Origin of the sequence: Moorena sp. SIO3H5, assembly GCF_010692395.1 — a bacterium.
Classification (GTDB): Bacteria; Cyanobacteriota; Cyanobacteriia; order Cyanobacteriales; family Coleofasciculaceae; genus Moorena.
This window is the reverse complement of record NZ_JAAHHS010000269.1, coordinates 1-10,756: the sequence shown is the minus strand read 5'-3', so window position 1 is coordinate 10,756 and position 10,756 is coordinate 1. Positions and strand designations below refer to the sequence as shown.

14 protein-coding genes are annotated in these 10,756 nt (G+C 44.4%); 12 read left to right on the top strand and 2 right to left on the bottom strand.

The features are described 5' to 3' along the window. The 11 genes from F6K52_RS24565 to F6K52_RS24515 form a co-directional block, all read left to right on the top strand. Positions 1-263, top strand: a 263-nt coding sequence (locus tag F6K52_RS24565; RefSeq protein WP_293084124.1) for a sigma factor-like helix-turn-helix DNA-binding protein, incomplete at its 5' end; no start/stop codon positions are given. 185 nt (positions 264-448) lie between these two features. Continuing rightward, a complete protein-coding gene (locus F6K52_RS24560) occupies positions 449-724 on the top strand; it encodes a hypothetical protein (RefSeq protein ID WP_293084121.1) in 276 nt (91 codons plus the stop codon). 303 nt (positions 725-1,027) lie between these two features. Beyond that, complete coding sequence (gene rpmH, locus F6K52_RS24555; RefSeq protein ID WP_044494288.1) at positions 1,028-1,165, top strand: 50S ribosomal protein L34; 138 nt, start codon at positions 1,028-1,030, stop codon at positions 1,163-1,165. Positions 1,166-1,293: 128 nt separating this feature from the next. Continuing rightward, positions 1,294-1,701, top strand: coding sequence for a ribonuclease P protein component (gene rnpA / locus F6K52_RS24550; protein WP_293084119.1), 408 nt, complete (start codon positions 1,294-1,296; stop codon positions 1,699-1,701). Beyond that, positions 1,691-2,086: a PH domain-containing protein gene (locus F6K52_RS24545; protein ID WP_293084117.1), complete on the top strand. Its 396-nt coding sequence runs from the start codon at positions 1,691-1,693 to the stop codon at positions 2,084-2,086. Before rnpA ends, F6K52_RS24545 begins: the two co-directional genes overlap by 11 nt. A gap of 208 nt (positions 2,087-2,294) precedes the next feature. After that, a complete protein-coding gene (yidC, locus tag F6K52_RS24540) occupies positions 2,295-3,464 on the top strand; it encodes a membrane protein insertase YidC (RefSeq protein WP_293084114.1) in 1,170 nt (389 codons plus the stop codon). Position 3,465: 1 nt separating this feature from the next. Further along, the gene (locus F6K52_RS24535; protein WP_293084111.1) at positions 3,466-3,960 is read left to right on the top strand and encodes a R3H domain-containing nucleic acid-binding protein; all 495 of its coding nucleotides are present in this window, start codon (positions 3,466-3,468) and stop codon (positions 3,958-3,960) included. A 184-nt stretch (positions 3,961-4,144) separates the two neighbouring features. Next, entirely contained in the window at positions 4,145-4,660 is a 516-nt protein-coding gene (locus tag F6K52_RS24530; RefSeq protein ID WP_293084108.1) for a YceD family protein, read from the top strand. 242 nt (positions 4,661-4,902) lie between these two features. Next, positions 4,903-6,417, top strand: a complete 1,515-nt coding sequence (locus F6K52_RS24525) for an AAA family ATPase (RefSeq protein WP_293084105.1) — start codon at positions 4,903-4,905, stop codon at positions 6,415-6,417. Between the two features lie 362 nt (positions 6,418-6,779). Then, positions 6,780-7,247: an SH3 domain-containing protein gene (locus F6K52_RS24520; RefSeq protein WP_293084102.1), complete on the top strand. Its 468-nt coding sequence runs from the start codon at positions 6,780-6,782 to the stop codon at positions 7,245-7,247. A gap of 143 nt (positions 7,248-7,390) precedes the next feature. After that, complete coding sequence (locus F6K52_RS24515) at positions 7,391-7,624, top strand: hypothetical protein (protein ID WP_293084128.1); 234 nt, start codon at positions 7,391-7,393, stop codon at positions 7,622-7,624. A gap of 248 nt (positions 7,625-7,872) precedes the next feature. Here F6K52_RS24515 and F6K52_RS24510 read toward each other — a convergent pair whose 3' ends face one another. Then, entirely contained in the window at positions 7,873-8,748 is an 876-nt protein-coding gene (locus F6K52_RS24510) for an SH3 domain-containing protein (protein WP_293084099.1), read from the bottom strand. 183 nt (positions 8,749-8,931) lie between these two features. Between F6K52_RS24510 and F6K52_RS24505 the strand changes: the two genes are divergently transcribed. Then, positions 8,932-10,113: a peptidoglycan-binding protein gene (locus F6K52_RS24505; RefSeq protein WP_293084095.1), complete on the top strand. Its 1,182-nt coding sequence runs from the start codon at positions 8,932-8,934 to the stop codon at positions 10,111-10,113. Positions 10,114-10,239: 126 nt separating this feature from the next. Here the strand turns inward: F6K52_RS24505 and F6K52_RS24500 are convergent. Next, on the bottom strand, positions 10,240-10,756 hold a 517-nt coding region (locus F6K52_RS24500; RefSeq protein ID WP_293084091.1), incomplete at its 5' end, for a sigma-70 family RNA polymerase sigma factor.

Genomic DNA, 10,756 nt, shown 5'->3' with positions numbered 1-10,756 from the left:
CACCAGAAGCCAGCAATAGCCTTTCCTCGGCAAACTCTGACGATGAAAACTTAAAGCTGTTGGAGCTAGCTCTTCAAAAGTTAGAGCCACAGGACTCCCAACTAATCGTGTTACGGCACATAGAAGGGTTATCTTGGCAACAAGTAGTGAGCCATCTAGCTTCTAACGGAGAAGTTGTGACTGAGGCGTCTGCCAGGCAGCGAGGTAATCGTTCCCTAAAGCGTTTGCGCAAAATATTTTTTGAGCTTAAGAAGCATAATTAGTAAACAAAATATTATGATTAGCTATAGCTAATTAGGGTGCGGAAACCGCTTGGGGGCATTCCTGATATGATTGCCCCAATCTTCCTTTATTACTTAAAATATATTTTTTAAACAATTTTCTTTGTAGAATATTTTTTTTACTAAAACTTTATCAAATAAAAATACAGGATAAAATCATAAAAATAATGAGCATAATTAAACAAAAAAACAATAAATTATTCCAAAAAATAGCAGAAGAATATAGCCAGCTAATAGCTCTTCCGGTTTTGTCTGAATTAGAGGCAAATCGGATGGCGGAAATCCTAGAGCTAGCATATCTTGATGAATCCCTTAACTGCTTAATTGAGGAAATTGAAATGAGCGAATATCTAAAACTAGAACAGTGGAATCAAGGTCTTCGGAAGTTACTGAAGGTGGTTTCAACAGATGAGCCATCCCCTACTACACCATGGCAGGACTAAACTATCTAAGGGGTGTAAGCATATGCGCTACGCGCAGGCTACGCCAACAGTGGTCAGCGGTCAGTGGTCAGTGGTCAGCGGTCAGCAGTCAGTGGTCAGCCTTGTGGCACAGGCTTCCAGCCTGTGACCTAACTCATAAGCTGATAGCTGTTCGCGCAGCGTGCGCGTAGCGCTTAAGCTGATAGCTGATAACTGATACCTTGGCTTGATAGATCACCCCTTGACATGGTAAGATCAAGAGTCAGCTATAGTTGGCAATCAACCCTTTATAGTATTCGTTAATAGTATTCCTCCAGCAAACCCATGACTCAACGCACTCTAGGCGGAACCAACCGTAAGCAAAAAAGAAAATCCGGTTTTCGTGCCCGGATGCGCACCAAAGATGGTCGCAATGTGATTAGAGCTCGCAGAAGCAAGGGACGGCGTCGTCTCTCGGTCTAGTCATCTAAGCATTGATGCCGACCTGCTGCAAGTGAAAGGTAAAAGGTTAAGAAACAGCCATTTCCCGTGGCTCTTCTGCCTTTATCCTGCTCAAGGAATTGATATTAATCAAGGATTACAGTTAAGCATTGGGATTGCCTCAAGCCAATCGACTTAAGCACTGGCGAGATTTTAAGACAGTTTATCGCTGGGGTATTCGTCGTTCAGGGCGTTACCTAACATTACGGGGTTTACAACAGAGTACTATTCCCGCGATTGCCAAAAAAACCATTGCACCAGAAAAATCCCTACCAGAGGATTGCCCTCCCTCCCGCCTTGGCATCTCCATCAGCCAAAAAGTAAGTAAGAAAGCAGTTGTTAGAAATCGGATTAAGCGGCAACTTCGAGCCGCCCTCAGGCAGTTATTACCACGCCTATCCCCCGGTTGGAAGCTAGTCGTAATCGTAAAACCAGAAGCTAGAGAGTGCGAATATGCACAACTTTTGAGAGAATTAGAAAAGTTGTTGGTAAAAGCAGAGGTGTTGGATGGGCATTAGAGAAGATGTATTTTATGAGGGTGGTCCCCACCGGGGAGATCTGATCATTAGCATATTGTTGGCATTTACGGTTATATTCATACCTCTAACCGTAGCTGCTATTGTCAGGGCTCTATGGCTACGGTATCGGATTACCAGCCGCCGCATATCAATAACTGGGGGTTGGCGGGGACGCGATCGCTCAGATGTGATCTATTCCGAAATTTCAAAGGTTGCCACAGTTCCCCGTGGTATAGGAACTTGGGGAGATATTGTCGTTACCCTAAAAGATGGTAGCCGTTTGGAAATGCGCGCAATACCGCGCTTTAGAGAAATTTATGACTACATTGCCGAACGAACAGCAGACAAAACAGGCAAAGCTGTTAGTGCCATCAAAATGATGTAGAAAGCACATTGAAAAGAAAACCTTGACATGGGTGATTTGCCCTGATCTGGTCGACCCTTGCCTACATCTGGCCACCTAAATCGGCTAAACTGCTTGATGTAATTAGATCTACCTGATAAATGTCGGAAACCCGAACCGCATAGGGACGGATATTAGTTACATTAGACACAGAAAACTTTACAATAGCGCCTAGGTTAACCTCAAACGAATGGACTTTGGTATCGGATTTATCTCCAACAACGTCATGCTGCCAATCCTGGATTTCTTTTACGGGATTGTGCCTAGCTATGGTTTAGCCATAATAGCCTTGACCCTGGTGATTCGCTTTGCCCTCTTCCCTCTTAATGCTGGCTCCATTCGCAACATGAGGAAGATGAAAATCACCCAACCCCTGATGAAGAAGGAGCAAGAAGCAATCAAAGAGCGCTACAAGGATGACCCGGCTAAACAGCAGGAAGAAATGAGTAAGCTGTTCCAAAAGTTTGGCAACCCCCTAGCCGGTTGTTTGCCACTGTTGGTACAAATGCCGGTTCTGTTTGCCCTATTTGCCACCTTGCGGGGATCACCCTTTGCAAATATTAACTACGACGTCAACTTACAAATTTTTCCCCAAGAACAGCTGGAATATATCCAGCCTAAAGTCTTTACCACCAAACCCCAAAATATTTACATTACCGATGGCTTACATGAACCAGTCATCGCCCTACTTCCGGCAGGAAATAAGCTGGTAGTTGGGGAAAAAACCAAAGTAGAGTTTCAAACTGTTGAAGGTCAACCCTTAAACCAACTAATTGCTGAGCATCCAGAAACCGATATCACTCCCACTTGGCAAATAGTCAACGGAGAAGACCGCTTACGTATTCTTGAAGATGGGACACTAGAAGCCCTGATGCCTGGAGAGGTAAAGCTTCAGGGAACCTTAACGGGAATAGCTGCTAACAAAGGCTTTCTCTTTATTGATGCTTTAGGAAGAGTGGGTGCTTTTGATGACGATGGCACTATCCACTGGGATATCGTAGGTATGATTCTCTTCTTTGGGATCAGTTTGTACGTTAACCAGCTCTTGTCTGGTTCAGGTGCAGGTGCAGGGCAAGCCGGTGACCAGCAAAAGGTAGTTAATCAGATTACTCCAGTATTGTTTTCTGGCATGTTCTTATTCTTTCCCCTGCCAGCTGGGGTATTGATGTATATTGTTGTAGCTAATATATTTCAAACTATCCAGACTTTCATTCTATCGAGAGAACCTCTGGATGAGAATTTGCAAGAAATAGTTGATCAACAGGAAAAAGAGGCAAAAAAACAAGCAGCTAAGTCTGGAGAGGGTCGAGAGGCATTGCCTTTTGAGCCCAAGCGTTCAAAGAAAAAAGCATCAAGTTAGTATGGTAAATCAACATCAGGAGCGTGGTAAAGAGTGGTTAGAAGAACTCCTGCGCTTATCTCGATTGCCCGCCAGTATAGAAGTAGCTGATGGTGAAGCTCCTATAGGAGAGCGACCCAGCTACTGGTTGACAATCGATAATAGTCAACTGACCTCGAAAGACACTCAAACTTTAATTGGTCGGGAAGGGGAAGTTATCGATTCTATCCAGTACTTAGCCAATTCCCTCCTTAACTTGGGTCATGATGAGGAGGAACAAGCCGTTTACGTAATCGATATCGATAGCTATCGAGCCAGACGGCAAGTGGAACTTCAAGCGATCGCTGAACACGCTGCTATGAAAGTCCGTCAGACCGGGAAAGAATTTGAATTGAAATCCCTATCGGCAGCAGAGCGGCGTCAAGTCCATACCCTATTCAAGGCTTTTGAGGATTTAGAAACTCTTAGTCGAGGGCAAGAGCCAGACCGACGACTGGTGGTGCGTCGCAGGTATTGACAGATTAAGAGTTTTAACCCTCTCACTGCTGATTGCACTTGGGATTCTTCCCATCACCTGACTAACATAATGCATTAACTCTATATAACTATTTAAGTCTATAAATGGTCGCTTTTTGCTGAGTGTTTGAGAAGCTCAAGGTTAACCATCAACGCTTAACAGTCAACTGCAAACGATAAGCATTATGGATGCTATATATATTCCTGAGTTGCTCAAATTACCAGAGCAAACAGAAGTAACTCCGGTCAATCAATTCTTGGTGGATTTACAAACACTAACCCCAGTTCGAGGTCAAGTGCAAGTGGCTCATCAAGGAAATTACCTGGAGGTCTGTGCTCAAGCAGAAACGATCATTACCTTGACTTGTCATCGCTGCTTAAAACAGTACAACCACCGCTTAAGCATCGATACATCCGAATTAGTTTGGTTAGCTTCCTCAGCTGACCAACTGTCGGATGAATCCCTAGAGGAGGAGATAACCTGGGATGATTTACAAGAAACCCTTCCAGCTCAGGGGTATTTTTATCCACACACTTGGTTATACGAACAACTATGTCTGGCAATTCCGCCACGGCAGCTGTGTGATCAAGAATGTATAGGTATCCAGATTAACGATAACAGTGAAGCAGAGTTACGGGATCAACTACGGGATCAACGTTGGGGCGCTCTAGAATCCCTGAAGAGAAAACTTCCTGGATAGTGAGTTGCCTGGTAGTATAATGCTGAAGGTGAAATCGGTCAGGGAGTTACTAGCAGCAGAGCCGTTATCCAAGTTTCTTGGAAATAAAAATGCTATGTTTAGGGTTTAAATATTTCTTTATAGCATTAAATTTTTGAGTAATTGGCTCTTATATAAGAATCCGTTTAGGAATTGTCAGAATTTTTGACGCTATATTCCCTGCTCCCAGTTCCCAGTTCCCAGTTCCCAGTTCCCTTTGCTATATGAATTTCAATGACGAGTTTGAGCTTCTGCTACGTGCTCGCTACCCTTTGTTATATATTCCCACTCTAGAAGAAGAGCGAGTAGAAACAGCGATCAAGCAATCTGCTAAACGTTTGGGTAATCGTAGTGTCTATATCTGGGATTTTGTAGATGGTTACCAGGGAAACCCTAATGATATCGGCTTTGGACGCCGCAATCCCTTACAAGCTTTAGAATTTGTAGATAGAATTGGCGAAAGTGCTGCCGCCATCTTTGTATTAAGAGATTTTCACCGATTCTTAGAAGATGTATCAGTTGCTCGTAAACTCAGAAATCTGGCACGTACCCTCAAATCCCAGCCTAAAAATATAGTTATCGTTACCCCCCAAGTGTCGGTTCCCTCAGATTTAACGGAAGTCCTGACAGTGCTGGAATTCCCCTTACCAACCGCATCGGAAATTAAAGCTGAGGTGAAACGTTTGTTGGGGGCAACGGGTCAAAATCTGACTGAAAAAATCATTGATGAGCTGGTGCGCTCGGCTCTTGGTCTTTCCTTAGAAAGGATTCGTCGGGTCCTAGCTCGTGGGATTGCCTCTAATAATGCGATCCAAGCTTCAGATGTAGAACTAATTTTAGAAGAAAAACGCCAATCCATTAGGCAAACCCAGATCCTAGAGTTCTACCCAACCCAAGAAAAAATTTCCGACATCGGTGGCTTAGACAACCTCAAAGACTGGCTACTGCGACGGGGTGGAGCATTTACAGAACAGGCCCGACAATACGGGTTACCTCATCCTCGAGGATTACTATTAGCGGGGATTCAAGGAACTGGGAAATCCTTAACTGCAAAAGCGATCGCAAACCACTGGCACCTACCCCTGCTACGTTTAGATGTGGGTCGTCTATTTGGTGGCTTAGTAGGGGAATCAGAATCCCGTACTCGGCAGATGATTCAGCTAGCCGAAGCTCTCGCGCCCTGCATCCTCTGGATTGATGAAATTGACAAAGCCTTCTCTGGTCTATCCTCTAAAGGGGATGCAGGCACAACAAGTCGTGTCTTTGGTACCTTTATTAGCTGGTTAGCTGAGAAGAAATCCCCAGTATTCGTGGTCGCTACTGCCAACAACATCCAAGCCTTACCCCCAGAAATGCTTCGCAAGGGTCGATTTGACGAAATCTTTTTTGTTGGTTTGCCCAACCAGGAAGAACGTCGTGCTATTTTTGACCTACACCTATCTCGGCTGCGACCTCATAATCTAAAGAGTTACGCTTTAGACCGATTAGCCTACGAAACCCCTGATTTTTCTGGGGCAGAAATTGAGCAGACCCTGATCGAAGCGATGCACATCGGCTTTAGCCAAAACCGAGACTTCACCACAGATGATATTCTCGAAGCCGCTAGCCAAATTATCCCCTTAGCACGGACAGCCCAAGAGCAAATCCAATTTTTACAGGATTGGGCAGCTGCCGGAAAAGCTCGTATGGCTTCTCGCAATACCCCCCTAAATGATCGCATTCAGCGCCAACTCCAGTAAGTAATCATATATAGCAATAGCAGTTCTCAATTGGGTGAGAAACTTCATCTTTGGTTAATGGCAGTAGGGAGTAGGGAGTAGGGAGTAGGGAGTAGGGAGTAGCGCTAATAAAATTGACTTGACCTAATAAGTATCAGAAACCCTATAGATTATTTAGGTTAATTGAAACTAGATTAACTTAGAATTATATCATTAAATTTTGGTATAACAACCTGTTAACCTTGGCCTGTGGCCACGCTACGCGAACAACCTATTAACCTTGGCCTGTGGCCATGCTACGCGAACAACCTATTAACCTTGGCCTGTGGCCACGCTACGCGAACAACCTGTTAACCTCCAACCTTTATCTTTAATAACTTCCCATGAATCTTTCCAAGATAGCTCAGTTTATCATTGGTTTTATTCTCGGCATTGCCATCTTAGCAGGTGCTGCTGTTGGTACAGTTTATTACTTCTTTACTAAACTAGCAGTTGAGCCTGAAAAACCCGTCTTTGCTGAGGAACGACCCAATAAGTCACCGTCACCAAAGGCCCAACCGACCAGTTCATCTGGGCAGTCTAAACCAGCAACAACTCCCAAACCCATTCCTAGTCCTAGTCCTTTACCAAAACTAGAACCGGGTGCTTATCGAGCCAGTGTTACCTGGCCACAGGGGTTGATTCTTCGGGACTCTCCTAGCCTGAACGCTCAACGCATAGGTGGTATTGGCTACAATCAGACCCTGATCATCCTGGGATACAGTGATGATAAGCGATGGCAGAGAGTACGCGTGCCTGGTAGTGACCAAAAAGCTTGGGTTAAAGCAGGTAATGTAAAAAAAATAGACTAATAGTTTAGAGCAACACTAAACGATCAATACTTAACAAGTATTCTTTTTGTTAAGAAAAATAGCTAAATATTAATCTTGATTGCAATCTTGCCGATCTAGCTTCAAGGCCAGAATCCAGAATGATAAGGTTATGAAACTAACTTTTGACACCATCAAAAAAGTTAAATTTCTGGTTAACTGAATTTCTGGCTAACAACTTTATGTACAACAAAAATACCAATAAAGATCTTTTGGGTGCTGCTATTACTGCTGCTTTGGGTGCAGGGATCGTCACTTCCTTTGCCGTCAGCCAAGGTCAACACCCAATGATTGCTATAGGAATTACTGCTATGGCTGGCTTACTTGGTGCCTTGTTACATCAGGCTGACTTGGTATAAACGAAAGGCATGTATCTTTTTGTTGTAAATCTATAACTCAGGGGCGGGGGCGCGGGGACATGGAAAGATGGGTAAATATTATCCTGAAATGATATTAGCCTTCCATGGTCGTATTTTTGCAAAAGCGATGCAGCGAAGTAGCTTGGTAAAAGGAGGCCACCTCATGAGCGACGGCATCAAGACAGTGAGATGCACCCAACGAAAATCCTATGATAAGTAATTAACAACTTGCTAATTATTGTGATGGGCTAATTGGAACAAACCACAAGATTCTGCTCACCCGTATCAGGAAACCCGTTAGACATCCATCCATTAACAGGATAGGTTATTCTTGCCCACTCGCGCCTTTGGAAGTCCAGGAAAAATTGCTCTTGAGGGGGACGGTTGACCAGTGTTACTTTAACTCCATTGGAGACAAGACCCAGTCGGTAAGAGTTAATATCGGGTCGTCTACGGACAGCTATACCATCATTACCTTTATATATAACTTCGCGACAGAGAGATTGTCTTTGATTAGTGCTTACTCTTACTGTCTGCTGACAGAACTTGAGATCTTTAGCTCGGACAAATCCAGGCATGGGGGAGTTGATCGCGATCCAACCATTTTTACTAGGGTTGTTTCCAGCCAGAATAACTTCTTCATTAGGCTCTAAGGTTCTGATTGGTTCGATTGATGGCTGTTTGTAGATAAACATTGACTTAGCAGCTTGGCGGCAGAGAGATTGTGCTCGATTAGGGCGTACTCCTCCTTCCCCACAGCGCTTCAGATATTTGGCTTGGACAAATCCAGGAATGGGGGAGTTGATCGCGATCCAACCATCTTTGCTAACCTTGTCTTCGGCCAGAATAACTTGTTCATCAGGTTCTAAGGCAATCATTGGGTTAGAGGTTGATCGCTGTTTGTAGATAAACATTGATTCAGCAGCGGCGCGACATTCACCCATAAATCCCTGAGCCAGTTTAAATTTCCCTTGAGTCTGGGCTTGGGTTGGTGTTGCCGACGGTATGCTGTTGCCGGAATTGGTGCTGGGAATTACGGTAGCCCTAGCCCCGACTCCCCCTAAACTGCTCAAAACTAAAGCTAGCAGAGGGAGAAACCTACTCCAGTGACGAATAGTGGTCATGAGTTAAAACTATTGCGTTATGGTAAAAGAGGAGAATTGCTCTGTTTTGATAAGAGTCTTGCCCTATAACTACATGCTTTACTATCGGATTACGTAAAATTTCTGAGATTCTGTTGTCCGAAACATTACCAATGGTCTACTGTGATTTGTTAGACTAACAGTAAAAGTTTCCTTGGAATAATCATGGAGACCCTTGCCTATCTTCATCTTGCTTTAACCGAAGAAAAACTAGCAGATACTCCTACAGCCTTGACGGAGTCGATTGAAGAATTGTTTCAGTGGCTCAAGGAGTATAAGCTAGTTGCTTACCATCGGATTTATTTACTGTTGCTAGTTGCCACACTTAGCATTGTGGGGATGGCAGAAGAAGCCCTAGCCCAAAGAGTGCTGAAGGAAGGTCGTAGTGGAGCCGATGTAACTGAGGTTCAGCGTCGTTTGCAAGAACTCAGGTATTTCAATCGGCCACCAACTGGCTATTTTGGTTCAATTACTAAAAATGCTGTGATTCGGTTCCAACGAAAAAAGGGGCTTCCTCCTGATGGGGAAGTCGGACCAAGAACCAGAGCAGCACTCTTTCCATCGCAAACCAGAGTAGCACCATCCCGTAGGAATGTTAATCAATCTGGACTCAGACGAGGATCTCGTGGACCAGCCGTTACTAAACTTCAGCAACAGTTGAGAGATCTGGGGTATTTCAATCGCGACCCAACCGGCTACTTTGGTCAAGTTACAGAACAAGCAGTAATTCGATTCCAAAGAAACTATGGTCTCAGGGCGGATGGGGTTGTGGGATCAGAAACTAGAGCAGAACTATCTAATGCTTTAGTTACTCAATCACAACCGTTTGGATTCCTGCCTGGGGAGATACCTCTTCCTCCTGCTGACTTTAGCAATGAAGAACCAATAGCATTTGGTACTCCTATCCGTAGCAGTGAACTACGACGAGGCGATCGCGGTTCAGAGGTTACACGGCTTCAGGAAGCGTTGAGATCTCGGGGGTTTAATCCCGGTCCTGTTGATGGGAGATATGGCGCACAAACTGAGGATGCAGTGTTTAAATTTCAGATACGTAATAATAATCTACTTCCAACCGGGAAAGCTGATTTACAAACCCTGCAAGCATTGGGACTTATTGATATAAATCCTGAAACTGAGAAGAATCGCTATGTGGTGGTGATCCCGATTCATAATGATAATGTGCTGCTTGAAGTGCTACGTCAGACGACTCTGACTCGTGAGAATATATCTGATAACGGTCGAGGCGGTTATTTTAATGCTGGAGCCTTCTCTAGCCGTAGTAAAGCTGAAAGTCGTTCCTATGAATTGCGATCGCAAGGATTTGATGCCCGGGTAGCCTATTTTTAAGTCAGCTCAAGTCTACTAAGAAAGAAAGATATCGGGGTGCTCCCTGAGGTATTAATAAATTCAATCAAAAAAGCCGTCCTAGAAGGACGGGGCTTTAAATCCAAATCTTTTGGTAATAAGTAGGGATTAGCTCAAAGCTTCCAGATAATCCCGAACTCGGTTACGGCGCTTGGGTTGCCGCAACTTTTGTAAAGCTTTAGCTTCGATTTGGCGTACCCGCTCGCGAGATAGATCTAAAGCGCGACCAATCTCAGCTAGAGAGTAAGGCTGGTTATCTCCCAAGCCAAACCGCATCCGAATCACATCCCGTTCACGGTTGGTTAGATCGGCTAGGAGTTGCTGTAAATCCCGTTGTAAAGCTTCTCGCATCAACACTTCTTCTGGAGAGGTTTCCTCAGTTTCGAGTAAATCTCCTAGTTCGGTGTCTCGTTCTTTACCAACTTTAATTTCCAAAGAAACAGAGCGGGGTACTCGTAGTAATACTTCTCGTACCTGAGCCGCAGTCATTTCTAATTCCACAGCAATATCGTCAATGGTTGCTGTGCGCCCACGTTCCTGGGAAATCTTCCGTTGGGCTTTTTTGATTTTATTGAGCTTTTCAGTAATGTGAACTGGCAGGCGAATGGTACGGCTTTGGGTAGAG